Here is a 21,510-nt window from a genome sequence, read left to right as displayed (position 1 = left end):
GGAAACAGACCCGAGGCACGAATGACTCACCCGAGTGAACAGTTTGAAGGCACACCACTGATCGCGCCTTCGACCATTGAACACCCGCTGTATGACGCAGTGGTAGAGGCTTGCCGCACCGTCTATGACCCTGAAATACCGGTGAATATCTACGATCTGGGCCTGATCTACACGATAGACATCGCTCAGGACAATGCGGTCAAGGTGATCATGACGCTCACGGCTCCGGGCTGCCCGGTTGCCGGCGAAATGCCGGGCTGGATCGTCGAGGCAATTGAACCGGTTGCCGGCGTTAAAGATGTTGACGTAGAACTGACTTGGGAGCCCCCCTGGGGCATGGAGATGATGTCAGACGAAGCGCGTCTAGAACTGGGATTCATGTAAACCCAGCCGCGACACACAAGATTTCTTTGAAAAACCGCTGCCACCGTGCAGCGGTTTTTTAGTTTTTAGGGGTCATTCTACCCCGCAAGTGGTCCTGATTTCGTCAGCTCTTTGGTCGAGCTGCTTTACGTAATCCCCTGAAAGCATGGATAACCTTTTCTTCTCGGTCCCCGTTACAAGGCCCAACAACGCCCCGGCTGGTGTAATGGCGGCTACACTTTCCACCTGTTGATCCTGCGCGTGTTTTCGTTCTGCCGCTATGGCGCGCAAATCACCTTCGGCCGTTGCGCAATTGACTGGGTGACGCTTGTCCTCACTCGCGGCATTTACGGCGGTGCCAGTTAAGGAAAAAAGGACAAGCAAATGTAATATTGTTATTTTTCTAAATCCTGCGTGCATGATTGCCTCCTGTGTCTTCAGAAAATGCTCGATATTTACTAGGCTAGGACGCGCAGGCTTCATAAGGCAAGCAAAGTTAAATCGACGACCACCGACATTTGCCTGACCGTAAAAGTTAGGTAAGAAGCCCTGCTATGACTTGAGACTGTCGCCTCGCCCCACTAAGTTATGTGTGACGCGCGACAACGGAGATCACCATGTTCGGCATTCCCGGCAAACAAGCCGTGACGATGACGCCTAAAGCGGCAGCTCAAATCGTACGCCTGATGGAAACGGGCGGACACGCGGGCCTGCGCATTGGCGTAAAAAAAGGTGGCTGCGCGGGTATGGAATATACCATGGACTATGTCGACGAAGCGGATGCCAACGACGAGGTGGTCGAGCAAGATGGCGCACGCGTCATGATCGCGCCGATGGCCCAGATGTTTTTGTTCGGCACCGAGATCGACTACGAAGTGTCGCTACTGGAGTCGGGATTCAAGTTCAGAAATCCGAACGTCGTTGATGCCTGTGGCTGCGGTGAGTCGATCAAGTTTGATGAAAGCCTGTCGACCCAAGGCTAAGACGCTTTCAAATGGACGTATGTTTCGTTGAACCGGCGTGTCAGATGATCGCCCGCGCGGATAACCTTGTCCGCTTCAGGCGGGGCAACATTGGTGTCGTAAGACGGGTTGAAAAATAACGGCACCGAGATTCTTTCTTCATTCCCGCCGATTACCCGGTGAAGGGTCGCTTTGACCCGACCTGCTGTCCAAAACTCCAGCATCTCTCCGAAGTTAATAACATACGTGCCGGGCGACGCCGTGATTTGTTCCCAATGACCATCGGGCATCTTCACCTCGAGACCCGGTGTGCCGTCTGTCGCCAAAAGCGTAAGGCATCCGTAGTCGGTATGTGCGCCGATGCCAAAATCCCGAGAGCCAGCCCACGCAGGACGCTCGGGATAATAGTTTCCGCGTAACAAAGCCATCGGGGTTTCGAAAGCGCTGTCAAAACTATTCGCGCTACGGCCAAGGGCATATGCGATCGCTCGCAAAACGCGCATCGCAACCGCACAAGCATCTGTGTAATACGCCTGAACAACCTTCTGGAAATCGCTTGGGACCTTTGGCCAGAGATTGGGTGCATAGACGCTCAGCCCGCGATCAACATAGGCGTTGCCCGCTGGCAATTCATAGCCGCAATCGAAAACCTCTTTGAAATCTGGGTTTGCATTCGGGTCGACATGTTCAGACTGCGACGCCCCCCAACCCCGGTTTGAGCCGGTCGCCGCCATATCCACCCGCTTTTTCTCTGCGGCGGGTAAGTGAAAAAACTCTCGGTATGCGCCAATGACTTGTTGGCATCGGGCAGCATCGAGTCCGGTATAGGAAACCGTCAGGAAACCGACCTCGCTGATCGACTGCAGCAAACGAGCAACCTCGGTCGGGTCGCGTTGGTCCAGCTTGGATAGGTTCAGTTCGTTGATCATACCGGCCTCATTGATTGCATGGGATATCTGCCGTTTTGGGGCGTCTTCCGCAACCAGAATTGTCAGCACGCCTATGTGGTGTTATCCGGAGTGCAAACAACAGCTTATTTGGGGGTATCTATGATGCGGCGCAAGCTAGCGGCGGGAAATTGGAAGATGAACGGAACGTCTTCGGCCTTGGCAGAGCTCGACACTTTGGCCAAAGCCTTCCCTTCCACTTCGGTCGACGTTTTGATCTGCCCTCCCGCGACCTTGCTTCATCGTGCGGCTCAGACTGTTGGCAACTCCGGCATCTCGGTCGGCGGGCAGGATTGCCATGCGGCGGGATCAGGGGCGCATACCGGTGATGTCAGTGCCGAAATGTTGGTCGATGCAGGGGCCGATATGGTCATTTTGGGACACTCGGAACGGCGCGAAGACCACGGTGAACAGAACGAAGACGTTCGCGCCAAGGCACGGGCCGTAATGGATGCAGGTCTGAAAGCCATCATCTGCGTCGGTGAGAGCTTGGAACAGCGTGAGGCCGCAAATACGTTGGATATTATCGGCGGGCAAATGTCCGGATCGATTCCTGATCAATCCACAGGTGAAAACTTGATCGTGGCCTATGAGCCAATCTGGGCCATCGGAACCGGAAAAGTCCCGACATTGGACGAGATCGGTGAAGTGCATGATTTTATCCGCGCGCGGCTCGAGCGCCGCTTTGGCGAAGGTGTCGGGCGGTCGGTTCGCCTGCTTTACGGTGGCTCCGTCAAACCCAGCAACGCTGCTGAAATCTTCGCGGTTTCCAATGTCGACGGTGCACTGGTCGGCGGAGCAAGCCTGAAGGCTTCGGATTTCTCGGGCATCATTGAAGCATTGCAAAAGGCCTGAGCGTTCAGCTCAGGCCAGTTTCATTGTGACAAGACCGGCCAAAACCAACACGGCCGCAAAGACCCTTGTGGCGTTCAGGCTTTCGCCCAAAAACGTGACCCCGACCAAGAACGCACCCATAGCGCCAATACCGGTCCAGATTACGTAGGCAGTACCCAGTGGCAGTGTGCGCATTGCCATGGCCAAAAGACCAAATGAGCCGATCATTGACAGGCCCATCACCACAGTCGGCCAGAGCCGGGTAAAGCCTGCCGATTGCTTCATGGAAATTGCCCACACGATTTCAAGAAGACCAGCGAAGAGAAGATAAATCCAAGCCATGTCAGACCTCATATCCGTTCGGGTCGTCCCGAATGATTGCCCATGATGGGAAGGTCGTCCTTGGTCCTTACTTAAGGTCTCAAATTGATTTCACAATGTTTGAATGAAAAAACCGGGCAAGTCTCCCTGCCCGGCTCTGAATAGTTTTATCGTCGTCAGTTGGTTATGATCTCTGGCCCCATGAAGGTATTGGGCAGGAAAGTCGATATCCAGGGGATATACGTGACCATGATCAGGAAGACGAACAGCACGGCCAGGAATGGTAGTGCTGCCTTGACCACGCCCATCATTGGCATACCAGCGACGCCCGAGGTTACGAACAGGTTCAGCCCAACCGGAGGGGTAATCATCCCGATCTCCATATTCACCACCATGATGATGCCCAGATGGATCGGGTCGATGCCCAGCTCAATGGCAATCGGGAACACCAGCGGTGCGACGATGACCAGCAGGCCCGAAGGCTCCATGAACTGACCGCCAATCAGCAGAATAACGTTGACTACGATCAGGAAGGTCACCGGACCCAGACCCGCCGACAGCATGGCGCTGGCGATGTGTTGGGGCACCTGCTCATCCGTCAGAACGTGCTTCAGGATCAACGCGTTGGCGATCACAAACAGCAGTGTGACGGTCAGTTTGCCTGCCTCGAACAGCGTATGCTTGGTGTCAGGGTGGAAAAACGCAGTCACCAGCGCATAGGGTTTCTTCATCAGCGGCAGGTTCGGCGTGCCTTCTTCGGTGCTGAGCGGCCCCATGTCCTTGTAGACAAAGCTGGCGATCAGGAACGCGTAGACGGCGGCCACCGCTGCAGCCTCGGTCGGTGTAAAGATGCCCCCGTAGATACCGCCCAGAATGATGACGATCAGAAACAGGCCCCAACCGGCTTCACGCGCCGAGGTGAAGATTTCGCCCCAACCCTTCCAGTCGCCTTTGGGCAAGTTCTTTACCTTGGCCATGATGTAGATGGTGATCATCAACATCAGACCAGCCATCAGGCCCGGAATGACACCGGCAAGGAACATGCGTCCGACCGAAACCTCAACGGCGGCGGCGTAGACGACCATAACGATGGACGGCGGGATCAGAATGCCCAACGTACCCGCGTTACAAATCACACCTGCGGCGAATTCCTTGGAGTAACCCACCTGACGCATGCCCGCGATCACAATCGAACCGATCGCAACAACGGTCGCAGGGGACGACCCAGAAAGCGCGGCAAAGAGCATACAGGCAAACACGCCCGCAATAGCCAGACCACCGGGCAAATGCCCCACGCAAGCAATCGAGAACCGGATGATCCGACGGGCCACCCCTCCGGTCGTCATAAAGGACGACGCCAGAATGAAGAACGGGATCGCCAGCAGGGTAAAGTGCCCCTCGAACGCCTCGAACAGCGTGCCCGCAACCGAGGCCAAAGAGCTGTCGGAATAGATCAGCAAGAAAAGGGTCGAACTGAGGCCAAGCGCCACCGCAATCGGAACACCGATCAGCAGCAGGCCGATGACCATCGAGAATAGAAGTACGACGTCCATCAGTTATGCTCCCCTTGCTGAGCGCGGACTTCTTCGATCTCGTCCTCGACTTCATGGCTGGCAACCAGGCGGTCGGTTTCGCCGCGCCAGATTTGAACGGCAACCTGGCTGAACCGAAACACCAACAACACCATAGAAACTGGAAGAACCAGGTAAGGTATGACTTTGGGAAGTTTCTCGTATCCTTCGCCATAGTTGATCATGTCTTCCAGAAATCGCAGCGGAGCGACCATTGGGATATCGTCAACTTCGTAGAAACTCTGACTGCGCGCGCTGGTATCAAACCCCGTTGGGAACCAACGGCCCGAGGTGGGCGGCAAGTCTGCAAACACGGCCCAATAGTCATACGACCCTTTGAGCAGCAGCAGCGAGAACACCAGACAGCATGCCACCGCAATCAGCGCCAGAATACGGCGCGGTGCGGGTTGCAGCATGTTCAGTATCGCATCCACGCCCAGATGTGCGTGCTTTTTGACGGCATAAGAAGCACCCAAAAGCACCAACCAGCCAAAGGTGAAAACCGTCAGCTCCAGCGCCCACAGAATATTGGAGTTAAAGACAAACCGCGCGATCACGTTGGCAAATGTGACAACCGTCATAATGCCCAACAACAGCGCGATCATTGTCTCTTCGATATGGTCGACCAGCCCGCCTTGGCCGGGTTTCGCACCAGACATCTCTCTGTCCCCGCATTTTTTGTAGATGAGAGTAAAGGGTGGCGGGCCGTCTAGGCCCGCCCTGACCGCGCGTCGATAACTCCCCAGTCCCCCGACGCGCTGTCTGAACCGGGATCAGAACCCGGCGTTGATTGCTTGTGCAGCGTCGATCTTGTCCTGACCGACATCGCCCGCAAACTTGTCCCAAACGGGCTTCATGGTGTCGACCCACGCCTGACGTTGTTCCGGCGTCAGCTCGCGGATGGTTCCACCGGCGTCGATCACAGACTGTTTGGCGGCTTCATTCACAGAAAACGCTTCTTTGTTCCGTGTCTCGGTCACTTCGGACAAGATGGTCAGGAACTGTTCACGAACCTCTGGGTCCAGGCTGTCCAGCCAATCGACCGAGGTCACGACCAGATAGTCGATAATGCCGTGGTTCGTTTCGGTAATACCGTCCTGCACTTCAAAGAACTTCTTGCCGTAGATGTTCGACCAAGTGTTTTCCTGACCGTCCACAACACCCTGCTGCAGCGCACCGTATACTTCCGAGAATGCCATTTTCTGCGGGCTTCCACCGATGGCTTCCATTTGCGCCACCAGAACGTCAGAAGACTGCACGCGGAACTTCAAACCATCTGCATCCGACGGATCGACCAATGGTTTGTTCGCCGACATCTGCTTCATACCGTTGTGCCAGAACGCCAGCCCCTGCAGGCCGCGGCGCTGCATGCTGTCTTTCATCGCCTGACCTGCGTCCGAGGCCTGGAATGCGTCCACTGCGTCGATGTTCTTGAACATGAACGGCAGGTCAAACAGACGGAACTGTTTGGTGAACTTCTCGAACTTTGACAGTGACGGCGCGGCCAGTTGCACATCGCCTTGCAACATCGCCTCAAGCACTTTGTCATCGTTATACAAGGTCGAGTTCGGGAACACTTCCATGCACATGACGCCGTTCATTTCGTCATTCACCCGCTGCTCGAGCAAAGATGCGGCAATCCCCTTGGGGTGTTTGTCTGTATTGGTTACATGAGCGAACTTGACGACAATTTCACCGTCTTCGCAGGCAGCCATGCCAGCGGTGGCGGTCACTGTCAGCGCAACAGCGGTTGCGGCCGTTGTCAGGAATTTCATCAGTCTCTTCCTCCCAGACTTCATAGATAGATCTTCGAAGCGCTCAATGCGCCACATGACGGGGAGTGAACCGAATCGATATGTACCACTCAACTTTTTGTTGGCCATTGATGCACTCGGTCAATTTTTGATTAAAACATAATCACTTATAGGCAGGCATCCGGGATCAGGGCTCGCGCCAATGGGCACACAGTGCGGAAATCCACACATCCAATTCCAAATTTGTGCGGAATTTCGCACTGTTTGTGATTCGTCGCCTTAGAATCGGTTCGCAAAAATCTCAGCGCGCCCGCAGGCCGCGTCAGCGGGCTGCCCGGCCCGACGGCTTTAACTGCATGACAAGGCAGTAAAAGTCGGCGGGAGCCCCGACTACCTTCGATAGTCCTCTGGTCGAATTTTGTACCGGGCAAGCTTGTCGTAGAACGTCTTACGCGGCACTTTCAACGCTTTGGCCGCGTCCGAGGCCTTGCCGTTGTGGCGCCCCAACGCTGCGATCAATAACGAGCGTTCGACCTGCGCCATTTGCTCACTCAGCCCCAATTCGGTGGAATGCGCTCCCTCCTCTGGCATTCCCAGCACGAACCTCATGGCAGCGGACATAAGGGATCGCGCATTGCCCGGCCAATCCTGCGCCATCAAGGATGCCAGATGTTCCGAGTTAATTTCCGGAGGCGCAATTCCAGCCTGCTCTGCCGCCTGCGCCACATAGTGCCTGAATATCACTGGAATATCTTCGGGACGCTCAGACAAAGACGGTATGCGCACACGCATCACGTCCAGCCGGTAAAACAAATCGGCGTTGAATGCACCTTTCGACGAAAGTTCCGCCAGATCCGTCGTTGTTCCGGCCAGAATACGCGCCCCTATCCCCTGCTCGACCAATTCAAGCGCGGCATACTGGGTCGCTTGCGGCATTGCCGAAATTTCATCCAGAAACAAAGAGCCTCCGTCGGCCCCTTCGCAGATTTGGGTCAAATCCTGAACCGTCAATCCTGATGCAGGCCGCTTTACAAACGGGCCCTGTCCAAACGGCGACATCAGGTGGATGACTTCGGCCACCTTTGAAATACCACTACCTGCGGGACCTGTTACCAACACTTCGGCACCGGTCGGTGCAACCGTACGCACGCGATCCCGCAACGCTTCTGCCTGCGGAGATAGACCGAACAATAGCCGTGCTGCAGGATCACCGCGTTCCAATTCCTGTTTGACCGCGCGCTGCTCCAGCACTTGATTGCGCGCTGAGATCGCCCTTTCCAGCACCGCCAAAAGATCAGATGCAGCGCAGGGTTTCTCTAAAAAGTCGAACGCGCCTTTGCCCATGGCCTGAACAGCCATCGGAATATCACCTTCCCCGGTCAAAAGAATGACAGGCAATTCGGGATCGACCTCGTGCGCAAAGCTCAGCAGGTGAAAACCGTCCCGCCCGGGCATACGTATGTCTGACACGATCACACCGGGAAAATCCTCGCGAATATGGTCTTTGGCCGCCACAAACGAGCCCGCAGTGATCGGCGCATAGTCGGCAAGCTCTAGCGTCTGCGCCAAAGCCTCGCGAACAGCGGCATCGTCATCAACCAAAAGGACTTTACTGATCATGCGACCTCATCTTCGCGGTAATATTCCAGTTCAACCGTGAATTCTGCTCCGGGTTGAACGTTGGCGCCCCGAATATTTCCCCCAAAGCTTTGAACCAAACCATATGAGATCGAAAGCCCCAATCCCATCCCTTCGGAGGAGCCAACCGCCTTGGTTGTATAAAACGGCTCAAACAGCTTTTCGGTATTCTCGATCCCCGGTCCGATATCACGCACTGTGACCTCTAACTTGTCTGTCGTGCGTATCTCGATCCCAATACGCCGCTCCGCCTGTTGGCTCATGGCGTCAGCGGCATTGTTGATGAGGTTGACGAAGACCTGCACCAAGCGCACTTCACCGCCCCAGGCGAACACCGGCCCCGGCGGAGCTGTCCAATCCAGAGCAACGTTTTCCGTCTTTAGCCGTACCTCGGTTAGTTCCACAGCAGTTTCGATTACCTGAACCAAATCAACCTTTCCCATTGGTTCACTTTCGTTTCTCGCGAAAGCGCGCAAATTCTTGATAATCCGCGCCATTCGGGAGGCCATATCCGAGATACGCGTCAAGTTCTCGGATGCGCGTTCTTCGCGGCCTTTTGACAGGAACGCAGCGCCGTTATCTGCGAACTGCTGAATAGCCATAAGGGGTTGATTCAGCTCATGACTGATCCCCGCTGACATTTGACCCAACGCACTTAGCTTACCTGCCTGAATCAGCTCTTCCTGAGCTTGCTTCAGGGCGATCTCGGCCTCTTGCCGTTCGTGCACTTCGCGTTTCAATGCAGTATTCGCCGCGGTTAGCGCCTGCGTGCGTTGCGCCACTCGGCTTTCCAGTACGACATTGGCTTGCGCCAGCGCACGGCGCCGTTCCGTTGCCAAAAACAACAAAGCGCCGAATGCAAAACAGATGGCGGCAACCGCTGCGGCCTGCAGGCCTGCAAGGCGGCGCGCCGGTGCAACATCCACCAGCACCTCGGCCGTCATATCGATGACCGGTAAGTCCAGCGTCAAATGCAAAGCGCGTTCAGGAAGATAACGCCCCCAACCCAGTTGCCACAATTCATGATCACCAACAAAGCTGGACGCGAAATCAACCGCGTTGCCTTCTGGTGGCGATAGTCCTTGCTGGCCTTGCGCGCGCCTCCAGAACAAAAGGTCGGACCTGTTCGAGATAAAGACTACCCCGTCCGCATCCACAAAGAAAACGGCCTCGGTACTGCCGCGCCATGTCTGTTCAACATCCTGTACGTCCGCGACGACCATCAACGCGCCTGCAACCTGGCCGGCGGCATCAAAGGAAGGCGCTGCGTAGGTGTAGATACGAGCCTCGTTGCTGGGATCCACACCATGCGCACTGCCCAATGCGCCCTGCATCGCACGTTCGAAGGCTGGATGATCCGCCATGCTGCCCTGCGCGACCGGCTGCGCGGCAGCCAAAACCTGACCACGTTGATCTAGGTACATCATGTTTACCGCCGCCGTCTTATCGGCCACGTCCAGCAACATGGCCTGCGCAGTCTGACGTTGCGCCTCGGTTTCCAGAGAGCGCAAACCCGGATGCGTTGCCATCAAAACCGCCAGCTCCTGATAAACCTGCATCTGCGTGCTCAGACGGTCTGCGGCTAGCTCAAGGTCGGCCTCAGCCTTTTCGCTGAGCTGTGACAGCGCTTGTCGGTAGCCATACGACCACACCCCGGCGGACAGCGCTCCGACCGCCAGAAGAAAACTCAGGATGATCCAAACTCTTTGCATGACATAGGGTCTTGCATTCGACGCGCGGCATGGCAAGTCTGCGCCGCATGAAGACGGTCATTCAATCTCCGGTCGATCCGGATTTCGTTCAAAACCCCTACCCTTTTTATGACGACGCCAGATCATCCGGTGATCTCGTTTTCTGGGAGGAGTATCAGATGGTGGCGGCCGTCTCGCACAGGGCCGTACATTCCCTTTTGAAGGACCGTCGTTTCGGCCGTGAAATACCGCCCGAATTGATCACGGAAGGACCGGATCATATTGCACCCTGGTTGGCCGTCGAAGCCCATTCCCTGCTTGAGGCTGAACCCCCACGCCACACCCGCTTGCGGGCCTTGGTGTTGCGAGCTTTTACGTCACGCGCCGTAGCGCAGCTTGAGCCCTCGATCCACGCCCTCAGCCACGCGCTGATCGAAGAGTTCCCAACAGGGCCTTTCGATCTGCTTGAACATTACTGCACGCAGATCCCCGTCATAACCATTTGCCGCCTTCTGGGTGTACCCGAAGATATGTCTCCCAGCCTATTGCAATGGTCCCACGATATGGTGGCCATGTATCAGGCCAGCCGAACCCGTCACTCAGAGGACAACGCCGCAAAAGCTGCGAAAGAGTTCACGGCGTTTCTGACTAACTACATCGAAGATCGCCGCAGCGATCCCCGAGATGATTTGATCACACGTCTGATCGAAGCCGAACAAGATGGTGAAAAGCTCAGCCACGATGAGCTTGTTGCGACTTGCATCTTATTGCTGAACGCAGGTCACGAAGCCACGGTCCATTCGCTTGGAAATGGTGTGAAAACCATTTTGCAGACACCACAGGGGATCGCAGGGTTTCTTCAACATCCCATCGATCTGGCGGTTGAAGAAGTGCTGCGTTACGACCCGCCGCTGCACATGTTCACACGCTATACCTACGAAGAGACCGAAGCTTTCGGACATCGGTTTAAGCGCGGTGATCAGGTCGCATTACTGCTTGGTGCCGCGAACCGTGATCCTTCGGTCTGGAACAATCCCAATCGTTTTGATCCATCGCGGGTGATCGTGACCAATGCAAGCTTTGGAGGCGGCTTGCACTTTTGCGTCGGCGCACCGCTTGCGCGTCTTGAGATGAAAATCGCGTTGAGCGTGCTGTTCGACCGCTGCCCCAACCTGAGACTGGCCTCAGCACCGGAATACGCCAACAGTTATCACTTTCATGGTCTTACCCGGCTAATGGTCGAGGTCTAGTGCCTCTAGCCATTGGCCAGCGCGTTCAAAGGCAGCATTGTCGTGGACTTGATCTCTTCCATCGACAGCAAAGCGGTTACATTGTGAACGCGCACTTCTGAAATCAGGGTCTGGTAGAATTCATCATAGGCCCGGGCGTTTTTGACCCGAACTTTCAGGATGTAATCAATATCGCCCGCCAACCGATGAGCTTCCTGAACCTCGGGCCGATCACGCAGGGCCTTTAGGAACCGACGTTGCCAGTCAGCCTCATGCTCTGAGGTACGGATCAACACAAAGAATGTCGCCTCAAAACCCAGCGCTTCGGCATCCAATAGGACGGTCTGTTGACCGATGACGCCAGCCCCTTTCAGCTTGCGTATGCGATTCCAAACCGGGGTCTTGGAACTACCGACGCGGGCTGCTATTTCGTCCAGCGATTGACTGGCATCACGCTGCAGCTCAACCAGAATTTTCCGATCCGTATCATCAATCCGCACCGACATTCCAATTTTCCCTTCGTTTCGACACGCACGTTCCAAATCAGGAAATTGACGGAACGTATGTTCTTATTTAATCGCCCATATGGCGCAATACCGGGAATATTTCCTATATTACAGGTCAAGTCAAACGAACGGAACGACACATGCAGTTAACGCATTCATATGATGGCACAGGCCACGTCGACTTTGTCGGCGCGGGACCGGGCGATCCGGACTTGCTGACGCTCAAGGCACTGAACGCCTTTGGGCAGGCTGATGTCGTTCTGCATGACCGCCTGATCAGCGCCGAGGTGCTGGAACTGGCCGGGAAAACCGCCATTCTCGTAGATGTGGGCAAAGCGGGATTTGGTCCCTCGTGGAAGCAGGAAGACATTGACGCCCTGCTGGTCGACTACGCCGCGAAAGGCCACCGCGTTGTGCGCCTGAAGTCGGGCGACCCCACCGTATTCGCTCGTCTGGATGAAGAGATCGAAGCGGTCGAGGCCGCCGGTATCCCGTGGCAGATCGTACCGGGTATCACTGCAGCCTCAGCCGCTGTTGCTGGCATCGGTCAAAGTCTCACGCGTCGTGGCCGGAATTCTTCTGTCCGCTTCCTGACTGGGCATGACATGAAAGGCTTCGCCGATCATGACTGGGCCGCGCTGGCGCGTCCGGGTTCGGTTGCCGCGATTTACATGGGCAAGAAATCCGCACGGTTTATTCAGGGCCGCCTGATCATGCACGGTGCGGATCGCACCACGCCCATCACATTGGTCGAAAACGCATCGCGCCCGGACGAGCGTGTGCTGACAACCAATCTGGACCAGTTGCCCAACGATTTGAACGCCGCCGAAATGTACGGCCCGACCCTGACCTTTTACGGGCTGGAACCGCGCCAAGCGGCCAAAGCCCTGACCGAATTCAAGAAGGAGCACGCCTGATGGCCCGCGCTTTTACCCCCAAAGTCGTCACAGCCAACGATCTGTTGGAAGGTGACGTCATCTACCTGACCGCAGATGACCGTTGGTCGCGTGAGCTGGCTGAGGCCGAACTGATCACGGATGAAGCCCATGCGCAGGTTCGCCTGCTGGATGCCGAACGTCAGGCAAGCAAGATAGTCGGCGCGTATTTGGCCGATGCCGTAGCCGGCGCTAACGGCCCCGAACCCACCCATTTCCGGGAGGATTTCCGCCGGACTGGTCCGTCCAACTATGCCCATGGCAAACAGGAAACTTCCCCGCAGCCCCGGACCTGATCAAAGGCCCTCTCTCTCCCCTTTCAAGGCCCCAAAGTTCGGGGCTGCAACTAAGGACAGCTAATCATGTATCGCTACTCCGAGTTCGACACAGCATTTTTGGCAGAACGCAACGCACAGTTCCGTGCTCAGGTTGAGCGTCGTATCGACGGCTCTCTGACCGAAGATGAATTCAAACCCTTCCGCCTGATGAATGGCCTGTATCTGCAGTTGCACGCCTACATGCTGCGCGTCGCCATTCCTTATGGCACGCTGTCCAGCGCGCAGATGCGCCAACTGGCCTTGCTGGCCGAGAAGTGGGACAAGGGTTACGGCCATTTCACCACCCGTCAAAACATCCAGTACAACTGGCCCAAACTGAAAGACGTGCCGGATATGCTGGACGCGCTGGCCGAGGTTGGCATGCACGCCATCCAGACCTCGGGCAACACCATCCGTAACGTGACCGCCGACCACTTCGCTGGTGCCGCCGCAGATGAGGTCGCCGATCCGCGCCCCTATGCCGAACTGCTGCGCCAGTGGTCGACCGACCACCCGGAATTCCAGTTCATGCCGCGTAAGTTCAAGATTGCCATCACCGGCAGCGAAAACGACCGCGCTGTAATCAAAGCGCACGATATCGGCCTGCAACTGGTCGAGCGTGACGGCGTTCTGGGTGCCCGCGTGATCGTAGGTGGCGGTCTGGGCCGCACGCCCATGATCGGCAAGGAACTGTCCGACTTCGTCGCCTTTGACGACCTGCTGGCCTATCTTGAAGCCACCGTTTCGGTTTGGAACCAGATCGGCCGCCGCGACAATAAATATAAAGCGCGTATCAAGATCACCGTTCATGAAAACGGCATCGACACCATCCGCGCCAAGGTCAACGAGCGTTTTCTGCAAGTCCGCCCGCAGTTCAAAGGCGCCGACATGGCACTGCTGGAAGAGATCAAAGGCCACTTTGCGGCCCCAGCCTTCCGCGAAGCCTCGGTTGCGTCCTTTGAAAGTGCTTACACCAACGATCCGGTCTTCCGTTCGTGGGTCGATACCAACATCGCGCCGCACAAGAACGCCGACCACGCGATTGTCACGATCTCGATCAAAAAGCACGGCGCTACGCCTGGTGATGCGACCGCTGAACAGATGCGCGTGATGGCCGACCTGGCCGAAGAGTTCGCCTATGACGAGCTGCGCATCAGTCATGAGCAGAACGTGATCCTGCCGCATGTCCACAAGTCCGACCTGCCCGCGATCCACGCGAAGCTGAAGGAATACGAACTGGCCACTGCCAATATTGGCCTGATCAGCGACATCATCGCCTGCCCCGGAATGGACTACTGCGCTCTGGCCACGGCGCGCTCGATCCCGGTCGCCCAGCAGATCGCAACTCGTTTCGATGAGTTGAAGCTTGAGCATGATATCGGCCACCTGAAGATCAAGATCTCGGGCTGCATCAACGCGTGTGGTCACCACCACGTGGGTCATATCGGCATTCTGGGTCTGGATCGCGCTGGCGTCGAAAACTACCAGATCACGCTGGGTGGCGACGGCACCGAGACGGCGGCTATCGGTGATCGCACCGGTCCTGGCTTTGCCTATGATGAGATCGTCCCTGCCATCGAGCGGATCGTGAACACTTATCTGGAACAACGCGAAAGCCCCGAGGAAGAATTCCTGCAGACCTATCGTCGCGTCGGCATGGCGCCGTTCAAAGCAGCACTCTACCCCGAGGCTCGGGCGAATGCCGCTTGACCTGATCCAGACGGAGCTGGGCAAGGAAAGACGCGAACTGACCGAAAAGGTCGAGGCGCTCAATGCCCGGTTCCGGCACCACAGTGCACATGACGTGATGCATGGTGCCAACCAAGAGATCGAGGACCTGGCCCTTGTTTCCAGTTTTGGGGCCGAGTCTGTGGTGTTGCTGCATATGGCGGCGGTGGTCGACAAAATGACCCCCGTGCTGTTCATCGACACCCAGATGCTGTTTACGGAAACGCTGGAATACCAGCAGGAAGTCAGCGAGCGTCTGGGGCTTAAGAACGTCAAGATCATCCGGGCGGATGAAGAAGACGTGCAGCGCGAAGACCCCTATGGCGCCTTGCGCCTGCGGGACATGGATGCGTGCTGCAATCTGCGCAAGACCTTTCCGCTGCAACAGGCCCTGTCGGGTTATTGCGGTTGGATCACGGGACGAAAGCGGTTTCAGGCAGGCTCTCGCGCCGCGCTCGAGTTCTTTGAGGTCGAGGACGGAACGGGCCGGATCAAGGTCAACCCGCTGGCCCATTGGGCGCCCGAAGATGTGCGCGCCTATATGGTGGAAAACAACCTGCCTCGGCACCCGTTGGTGGCCAAAGGATATCCTTCGATCGGATGCGCGCCGTGCACATCTCCGGTCAAAGAAGGCGAAGACCCACGCGCCGGGCGTTGGCGCGACCAGAACAAAGAAGAATGCGGTATCCATTTTGTCGACGGCAAGATGGTACGCGCCGGAGAGAAAACATGAATGTAATCGTAACGGATGAGGGCTTTGCCCCCGACGACTGGACAGATGGGTTCGTCACGTTGGAAGACGCTGCGAACGATGTGGTCGCGCTGGATGTCAGCTCGGACACCGATCCAGATCAACTGTTTGAACGGTTGGGAAACGCGCGGATGGTGCGCGTTGACTTCCCGTCTTTCGCTGACGGCCGCGGCTTTACCATCGCGCGTACCCTGCGTTTGAAAGGCTACACCGGTCGCTTGCGCGCCAAAGGCCATGTACTGGCTGATCAGTTCACCATGGCCCGCCGCAGTGGCTTTGATGAGGTCGAAATCGATCACAATCTCGCCAGCCGCCAACCCGAAGATCAATGGTTGGCGCGGGCGAATTGGGAAGAAAACAACTACCAAGCGCGCCTACGCGGTTAACACCGCCTTTGCCAGCTAGCAACGAGAGGGGCAATTCGCCCCTTTTCCTGATGTGGATCAAAGATTAAACGGAGATGTCGGTTTAGCGAACCGGCAGTGAAACGATGACAGAGATGAAACCCGTGACCGAAGCAACCGCCGTTAAGGCCCCCGTCCTTCCGGACGCCCAGACCGTGACAGACGTCAAGCATTGGACCGACAGCCTGTTTTCTTTCAAGGTGTCGCGTCCCGCATCGCTGCGGTTCCGCTCGGGCGAGTTTGTCATGATCGGCCTTCTGGGCGATAACGGCAAGCCGCTGTTGCGCGCCTATTCGATTGCCTCGCCTTCATGGGACGAAGAGCTGGAGTTCTATTCGATCAAGGTGCAGGACGGCCCTCTGACCTCGAAGCTGCAGCACATCAAGGCAGGCGACCAGATCATTCTGCGCCCCAAGCCCGTTGGCACGCTGGTGCATGACGCTCTGCTGCCCGGAAAGCGCCTGTGGTTCTTTGCCACCGGCACCGGCTTTGCACCTTTTGCTTCGCTGCTGCGCGAACCTCAGACATATGAGGACTATGACGAAGTCATCATCACCCATACGTGCCGCGAAGTGGCCGAGTTGGAATATGGTCGGCAGCTGATTGAAAACATCCGACAGGATGAGATGCTGGCAGAGCTGATGGGCGAAGGCTTTGCAGACAAGATCCGCTACTACCCGACCACGACCCGGGAAGAGAGCCCCAAGATGGGCCGCATCACCAACCTGCTTAAAGACGGAACCGTCTTTGCAGATCTTGGCATCGAAGGCGGGATCAAACCTGAAACCGACCGTGCGATGGTATGTGGCTCTCTGGCGTTCAACCTGGATATCAAAGCGATCCTGGAAGAGTTCGGCCTGCGCGAAGGCGCAAACTCTGAGCCCAAGGAATTCGTGATTGAAAAGGCCTTTGTCGGCTAAACTGACTGCGCCGGTCTTCTGAATAGGCCTGACCGGCGCATAAACCTGCTGTGAATCCTGATTATTTCGACCTTTTCACCGCGGATGGCGCTTGAAACGGCGCGCCGGGCGGTCTAAATTTCGGGCTCGAATTTCTGCAATCATCAAAGGAATGAACCCATAGCTCGCAGACCTCACAACGCGCCGCCTCAGAGAGATACCGGCCCGCGTGTAAATGAAAGAATCCGTGCCCCCGAAATCCGCCTGATTGGTGCCGAAGGTGAAAACGTCGGGGTGGTTCATCCCGCCAAAGCCATGCAACTTGCTGCCGATGCCGGGCTTGACCTGGTAGAGATTTCGCCCAATGCGAACCCGCCGGTCTGCAAAATCATGGATTTTGGCAAGTTCAAGTACGAACAGCAGAAACGCGAAAGCGAAGCCCGCAAAAAGCAAAAGGTCATCGAGGTGAAAGAGGTCAAATTCCGACCCAACACCGATACGCATGACTATGACGTGAAGATGAAGAACGTCTTCAAGTTCCTTGAAAAGGGCGACAAGGTCAAAGTTACGCTGCGCTTTCGCGGACGGGAAATGGCGCACCAGAATTTGGGCCGTGAATTGCTGGAACGCGTCGCTGAAGACATCAAGGATTTGGGTAAGATTGAAAACATGCCAAAGATGGAAGGTCGTCAAATGATCATGATGATCGGACCGCTTCCTCAAAAATAACGGACCGCTTCTGCGATCATCCAAGCCTCCTTCGTGTTAAGGGGGCTTTTTTATTTGGTGGCGCGCGACTTTACCCAGTGAAACGAGTCGTGCAGATCGAACGCCAACGAGATCGTATCTACAGTCAGCAGCACGATCAAAAACGCAGCATATTCCGGTGACAGCGGTGCATCGCTGGCAAGAGCCAGAGAAATCACGAAGACCAAGGGCCCCCAGCACAATAAATGCGGCAGAGACATAGCTTTGCTCATACCCCGTGCGGCCAGCATTATTGGAATGTTCAGGGCCATTCCGGTAACGGCCAGAACGGCAATCAACTCACCGTGAGGTTGATCCAGAAACGCCAATGGCGCGAGATTGATTGGGACAAGTATCAAAGCAACCCAAACCTGAACCCATGTAGGGAGATTCCGAAAGCTCGACCATATATCACCAATCATTACCACTGTCCTAGTCAAAAATTTTTCCGTCATTGTATTGAGTTAAAACGGAAAGTCAGATCACAAGGGTGTTATATCACGCTAGATATCGCTTTGCCTAGCTTGCCAATTAATTCGTCCAATTGTGTGTCTTCAATGATGAAGGGTGGTGCAAGCAGAACGTGATCGCCCACACGTCCATCGCGAGTGCCTGACATCGGGTAACAGATCAGCCCTTCGTTCAAAGCTGCTTTCTTGATTTTCCCTGCAAGGCCCACACTCGGGTCAAACGGCGTTTTCTGACCGCGGTCAGCAACAAGTTCTATTCCCCGGAACAATCCACGGCCGCGAATGTCGCCAATATACGGGTGTTGACCGAATGCTGATTCAAGAGCCTGCTGCAATCGGTCCCCCATCATTCTGGCGCGCTCCGGCAGTTGCCGCTCTGTAAGTTCGCGCACGACCGCAAGCGCGGCGGCGGTCGCGACCGGGTGGCCGACATAGGTGTGTCCGTGCTGAAAGAACCCGGACCCGTCGCAGATCGCATCGTAGATTGCACCGGTGCACAACATTGCTCCGATAGGCTGGTACCCTGCCCCAAGACCCTTTGCGATGCACAGGATATCGGGCGAGACCCCCTCGTATTCACACGCAAAAAGGTAACCCGTGCGTCCCATTCCGCACATGACTTCGTCGAGTATCAGCAAAACACCGTATTGATCGCAAATTTCTCGGATACGCCTAAAATAGCCATCGACGGCAGGAACCGCACCCAGTGTCGCCCCGACAACGGGCTCGGCCATAAAGGCCATGACCGTTTCAGGACCCAAGCGCAAAATCTCGGTTTCCAACTCATTTGCGACACGCTGGCCGTATTCGAAACTGCTCTCGTCTTCTTGCTTTTCCGCGTATTCGTAACACGGCGCGATATGAGTCATTTCAATCAACATCGGCGCAAACTGGGCACGGCGCCAAGCATTACCGCCTGCAGACAAAGCACCTAAAGTGTTGCCATGATAGCTTTGGCGTCGGGCGATCACATGACGCCGTTCCGGCTGCCCCGTTTCCAGAAAATACTGACGCGCCAGTTTGATTGCCGCTTCGGTCGCTTCCGACCCGCCCGATACGAAATACACACGGTCCAAAGCGCCCGGGGTAAACTTAATAAGAAGTTCCGCCAATTCTTCAGCAGGTTCCGACGTCATAAAACCGGTATGGGCAAATGCTATTTTGGCGACTTGATCCTGAACCGCCTTTATCACAGCTGGATTCGAATGACCCAAACAGGACACGGCAGCATCACCACAATCCAGATAGCGTTTTCCCTGATCGTCGATCAAATAGGCTCCGTCACCGCCTGCTGCGATGGGCAGAACCGACTTGGTATGACGTGGAAAGACTTTGCTCATGTCCTAACCTCTCTCAAACTCACTGCCAAAGCGGCAACGGATGCAGCGTTGTCCGCCCAAGGGGTCTCCTGATAATCCGTCAAACTGTTTTCAAAGCCAACACGGACGTCTCCACCCCGGCTGGCGGCCAAATGCAAACACGCATGTTCCTGTGGGCCAAAAGCGCAAACCATCCAATTCGTGCCGGAGGCTGGAAACTGATCCAGCTCTTCAGGAGAGGAAGTCATGCGCTGAGTATACCCCCCCAAAACAAACAACCGATCCGTCTGACCGCGTCTCACTGTTCCGCTTTCCTGCCAATGCGACAGCCGCGTCAAATCCTGCGTGTCATAAAGAATATGCTGCACGCGAGTCCCCTGTTCTGCGCAGGCCCCGTAAACGTGGTCAGCCAATTCTGGTGATCTTGCAATTTCCCGAACAGCGATCGAAGCCCAGTTCGGTCGCACGTGGCGCAGACAATCCAACTGAGCGGCTACGTCGTATAGACCTGCCGCCTCGGTAGTGATTTGCACGTCCATTTCGGGGCAAGCTTCCCCCAAGGCGCTGATAGTTTCGCGGTATCGTCCCGCATCCAATGAATGCACGCCCTGTTCATCTCGTATGTGTAAATGAATTCCGTTTGCGCCTGCGCGAAAACAAGTTCTTGCCGTCTCGACAATTTCTTCCGTGCGTATTGGCAATCGAAGATGATCACGCGTAGACCGACGCGCCCCGTTCGGTGCAACCAGGATATACGGCTTCCTCGCCAAGACTTCAGATTGTTGGGCCTTCTGCATGACGAAAACTCTTCTTTGTTCCACAATCGCCTATCCAACAGGGGTTTCGTTTTGTATATTAAAAATCCATAACAAATGTTTTTTCATGAGCTACAGCGCAAACCAACTTATCGCCAAACTTCGAAAATCCATCGAACGGATGCCGCCTGCCCTACAGGCCGCGGCCAAATACGTGATAGATTATCCCGGCGACTTCGGCCTGGATCCCATTCGCATTACGTCTGAGAATATTGGCGTCAGCCCAAATGTACTTGTGCGCCTTGCACAGCACATGGGCTTTGAACGGTTCGAGGAATTTCGAGCGCCCTTTCGCCACGCTTTGGTCACCGACAAGGAAGAGGACTTAGGCAATGATTGGCTTAAGACGATGCATGAAGGCGACGCGTTTAGCCAAAAGCAGGCCAAGCTTGCGCAGAACGCACAAAACGTGACAATGCGTTCTCTGCGCCTGATGAGTCCCGCAAAAGTGGCGCAAGCATTGGGATACATCGAAACAGCACCACGGTGCTATGTTACAGCGACACGAGCCAGCTATGCCCTCGCCTATTACTTTGCCTATGCAGGACGGATGGCTCATCCCGGCATTCACCTTATCCCTAGGCATATGGGGTCTGCGATCGACGATCTATTAGACGCCGATCCCAGTGACTGTTTGCTGGCTATTACGATGCAGCCCTACTCGGCTGACACAATCGAAACCATGCGCTACGCGCTCAAAAAGAAGCTGAAAGTCATCCTTGTATCGGAAAGTGATGTAATCGCGCCGGGCATCCAACCGGATATTACATTCCAGATCAGCACCCAATCGCGCCACCATTTCTCCAGCTTTTCAGGTGCCGCCGCAGTCTTGGATTGCCTATTGGGTCATTTGTTCGATGCTGGTGGCGAGGAAGCGCGGGTGCGGATCGAACGCTACGAAAAAGCGCGCGAAGACACAGGTGCATATCTGCAGCCCGCCAAATTGCCCAGAATAGGCAAAAGATAATCCAAAAGCCCCGTTTGTTACATCGGGGCTTTTGAATGATTTAAGCGCAGGCTTGGATTGCGCGTTTAGTCATGACGCTGACGAGATGGGCGCGGTATTCTTTGCTGCCATGCAGATCGCCGATCATGTTGGCTGGGTTGATACGCAGGTCCATCAGCGCATCGGCGCGGAACTCTGTGTTCAGAGCCTGCTCTGCCTCGGACCAGCGGAACACGCCATCCTCGCTGGCACCGGTGACGGCAACGCGCACACCATCTGCGAACCGCGCCAGATAGACGCCGACCAATGCAAACCGAGACGCAGGCTGCAGGAACTTCTGATAGCTCGCCGCCTGCGGCACCG

At 55.8% G+C, this 21,510-nt stretch carries 24 protein-coding genes and 1 pseudogene; 12 read left to right on the top strand and 13 right to left on the bottom strand.

Annotation, left to right across the window (positions count from 1 at the left end; all coding sequences use genetic code 11):
- The first annotated feature begins 21 nt into the window (after positions 1–21).
- The gene (locus tag ACR0BD_RS15245) at positions 22–384 is read left to right on the top strand and encodes an SUF system Fe-S cluster assembly protein (RefSeq protein WP_480693364.1); all 363 of its coding nucleotides are present in this window, start codon (positions 22–24) and stop codon (positions 382–384) included.
- A 72-nt stretch (positions 385–456) separates the two neighbouring features.
- On the opposite strand, the gene ACR0BD_RS15240 is transcribed toward ACR0BD_RS15245, so the two are convergent.
- Positions 457–783: a hypothetical protein gene (locus ACR0BD_RS15240; RefSeq protein WP_480831696.1), complete on the bottom strand. Its 327-nt coding sequence runs from the start codon at positions 781–783 to the stop codon at positions 457–459.
- A gap of 197 nt (positions 784–980) precedes the next feature.
- Here ACR0BD_RS15240 and ACR0BD_RS15235 point away from each other — a divergent pair, with 197 nt between their 5' ends.
- Positions 981–1,346, top strand: a complete 366-nt coding sequence (locus tag ACR0BD_RS15235) for a HesB/IscA family protein (protein ID WP_480693362.1) — start codon at positions 981–983, stop codon at positions 1,344–1,346.
- On the opposite strand, the gene ACR0BD_RS15230 is transcribed toward ACR0BD_RS15235, so the two are convergent.
- A complete protein-coding gene (locus ACR0BD_RS15230) occupies positions 1,343–2,323 on the bottom strand; it encodes an isopenicillin N synthase family dioxygenase (protein ID WP_480831694.1) in 981 nt (326 codons plus the stop codon). The two genes, ACR0BD_RS15235 and ACR0BD_RS15230, sit on opposite strands and share 4 nt — an antisense overlap.
- Positions 2,324–2,377: 54 nt before the next feature.
- On the opposite strand from ACR0BD_RS15230, the gene tpiA reads away from it, so the two are divergent.
- Positions 2,378–3,127 carry a triose-phosphate isomerase gene (gene tpiA, locus ACR0BD_RS15225; RefSeq protein WP_480831937.1) on the top strand — a complete coding sequence of 250 codons (750 nt, stop codon included), beginning with the start codon at positions 2,378–2,380 and terminating at the stop codon, positions 3,125–3,127.
- 9 nt (positions 3,128–3,136) lie between these two features.
- Here the strand turns inward: tpiA and ACR0BD_RS15220 are convergent, their stop codons facing one another.
- From ACR0BD_RS15220 to ACR0BD_RS15195, 6 genes are all read right to left on the bottom strand, one after another.
- The gene (locus ACR0BD_RS15220) at positions 3,137–3,448 is read right to left on the bottom strand and encodes a DMT family transporter (protein ID WP_480831692.1); all 312 of its coding nucleotides are present in this window, start codon (positions 3,446–3,448) and stop codon (positions 3,137–3,139) included.
- 155 nt (positions 3,449–3,603) lie between these two features.
- Complete coding sequence (locus ACR0BD_RS15215) at positions 3,604–4,980, bottom strand: TRAP transporter large permease (protein ID WP_480693359.1); 1,377 nt, start codon at positions 4,978–4,980, stop codon at positions 3,604–3,606.
- On the bottom strand, positions 4,980–5,657 hold the full coding sequence (locus tag ACR0BD_RS15210; RefSeq protein WP_480831690.1) for a TRAP transporter small permease: 678 nt from the start codon (positions 5,655–5,657) through the stop codon (positions 4,980–4,982). Before ACR0BD_RS15210 ends, ACR0BD_RS15215 begins: the two co-directional genes overlap by 1 nt.
- Before the next feature lie 114 nt (positions 5,658–5,771).
- Entirely contained in the window at positions 5,772–6,773 is a 1,002-nt protein-coding gene (locus tag ACR0BD_RS15205) for a DctP family TRAP transporter solute-binding subunit (RefSeq protein WP_480693357.1), read from the bottom strand.
- Positions 6,774–7,142: 369 nt separating this feature from the next.
- Positions 7,143–8,372, bottom strand: a complete 1,230-nt coding sequence (locus ACR0BD_RS15200) for a sigma-54-dependent transcriptional regulator (protein WP_480831688.1) — start codon at positions 8,370–8,372, stop codon at positions 7,143–7,145.
- The gene (locus ACR0BD_RS15195) at positions 8,369–10,102 is read right to left on the bottom strand and encodes a sensor histidine kinase (protein ID WP_480831686.1); all 1,734 of its coding nucleotides are present in this window, start codon (positions 10,100–10,102) and stop codon (positions 8,369–8,371) included. Before ACR0BD_RS15195 ends, ACR0BD_RS15200 begins: the two co-directional genes overlap by 4 nt.
- Before the next feature lie 47 nt (positions 10,103–10,149).
- On the opposite strand from ACR0BD_RS15195, the gene ACR0BD_RS15190 reads away from it, so the two are divergent.
- On the top strand, positions 10,150–11,331 hold the full coding sequence (locus ACR0BD_RS15190) for a cytochrome P450 (protein WP_480831935.1): 1,182 nt from the start codon (positions 10,150–10,152) through the stop codon (positions 11,329–11,331).
- A 5-nt stretch (positions 11,332–11,336) separates the two neighbouring features.
- On the opposite strand, the gene ACR0BD_RS15185 is transcribed toward ACR0BD_RS15190, so the two are convergent.
- Entirely contained in the window at positions 11,337–11,816 is a 480-nt protein-coding gene (locus tag ACR0BD_RS15185; RefSeq protein ID WP_480693354.1) for an Lrp/AsnC family transcriptional regulator, read from the bottom strand.
- 140 nt (positions 11,817–11,956) lie between these two features.
- Between ACR0BD_RS15185 and cobA the strand changes: the two genes are divergently transcribed.
- From cobA to infC, 7 genes are all read left to right on the top strand, one after another.
- Positions 11,957–12,733, top strand: a complete 777-nt coding sequence (cobA, locus tag ACR0BD_RS15180; protein WP_480831684.1) for a uroporphyrinogen-III C-methyltransferase — start codon at positions 11,957–11,959, stop codon at positions 12,731–12,733.
- A complete protein-coding gene (locus tag ACR0BD_RS15175; protein WP_480831682.1) occupies positions 12,733–13,047 on the top strand; it encodes a DUF2849 domain-containing protein in 315 nt (104 codons plus the stop codon). Before cobA ends, ACR0BD_RS15175 begins: the two co-directional genes overlap by 1 nt.
- 66 nt (positions 13,048–13,113) lie before the next feature.
- Positions 13,114–14,778: a nitrite/sulfite reductase gene (locus ACR0BD_RS15170; RefSeq protein WP_480831680.1), complete on the top strand. Its 1,665-nt coding sequence runs from the start codon at positions 13,114–13,116 to the stop codon at positions 14,776–14,778.
- Complete coding sequence (locus ACR0BD_RS15165) at positions 14,768–15,529, top strand: phosphoadenylyl-sulfate reductase (RefSeq protein WP_480831678.1); 762 nt, start codon at positions 14,768–14,770, stop codon at positions 15,527–15,529. Before ACR0BD_RS15170 ends, ACR0BD_RS15165 begins: the two co-directional genes overlap by 11 nt.
- Positions 15,526–15,933, top strand: coding sequence for a DUF934 domain-containing protein (locus tag ACR0BD_RS15160; RefSeq protein ID WP_480693349.1), 408 nt, complete (start codon positions 15,526–15,528; stop codon positions 15,931–15,933). The genes ACR0BD_RS15165 and ACR0BD_RS15160 overlap by 4 nt, the downstream gene beginning before the upstream one ends.
- 104 nt (positions 15,934–16,037) lie before the next feature.
- Entirely contained in the window at positions 16,038–16,871 is an 834-nt protein-coding gene (locus ACR0BD_RS15155) for a ferredoxin--NADP reductase (protein ID WP_480831676.1), read from the top strand.
- Between the two features lie 117 nt (positions 16,872–16,988).
- Positions 16,989–17,579 carry a translation initiation factor IF-3 gene (gene infC, locus ACR0BD_RS15150; protein ID WP_480694947.1) on the top strand — a complete coding sequence of 197 codons (591 nt, stop codon included), beginning with the start codon at positions 16,989–16,991 and terminating at the stop codon, positions 17,577–17,579.
- Between the two features lie 50 nt (positions 17,580–17,629).
- On the opposite strand, the gene ACR0BD_RS15145 is transcribed toward infC, so the two are convergent.
- The 3 genes from ACR0BD_RS15145 to ACR0BD_RS15135 all read right to left on the bottom strand — a co-directional run bounded on the left by ACR0BD_RS15145 (position 17,630) and on the right by ACR0BD_RS15135 (position 20,183).
- Positions 17,630–18,019 carry a hypothetical protein gene (locus tag ACR0BD_RS15145; RefSeq protein ID WP_480693347.1) on the bottom strand — a complete coding sequence of 130 codons (390 nt, stop codon included), beginning with the start codon at positions 18,017–18,019 and terminating at the stop codon, positions 17,630–17,632.
- 71 nt (positions 18,020–18,090) lie between these two features.
- Positions 18,091–19,407: an aspartate aminotransferase family protein gene (locus ACR0BD_RS15140; RefSeq protein ID WP_480831673.1), complete on the bottom strand. Its 1,317-nt coding sequence runs from the start codon at positions 19,405–19,407 to the stop codon at positions 18,091–18,093.
- Entirely contained in the window at positions 19,404–20,183 is a 780-nt protein-coding gene (locus ACR0BD_RS15135; RefSeq protein WP_480831671.1) for a beta-keto acid cleavage family enzyme, read from the bottom strand. Before ACR0BD_RS15135 ends, ACR0BD_RS15140 begins: the two co-directional genes overlap by 4 nt.
- 85 nt (positions 20,184–20,268) lie before the next feature.
- Here ACR0BD_RS15135 and ACR0BD_RS15130 point away from each other — a divergent pair, with 85 nt between their 5' ends.
- Positions 20,269–21,168 carry a MurR/RpiR family transcriptional regulator gene (locus tag ACR0BD_RS15130; RefSeq protein ID WP_480693344.1) on the top strand — a complete coding sequence of 300 codons (900 nt, stop codon included), beginning with the start codon at positions 20,269–20,271 and terminating at the stop codon, positions 21,166–21,168.
- A gap of 40 nt (positions 21,169–21,208) precedes the next feature.
- Here ACR0BD_RS15130 and ACR0BD_RS15125 read toward each other — a convergent pair.
- Positions 21,209–21,510: pseudogene (locus ACR0BD_RS15125) on the bottom strand (FAD binding domain-containing protein); the annotation flags it as partial.

This window comes from Ruegeria sp. G5 (genome assembly GCF_056533365.1).
Note: the sequence above shows the minus strand (reverse complement) of the source record. Positions and strands in the feature narration are given on the sequence as shown.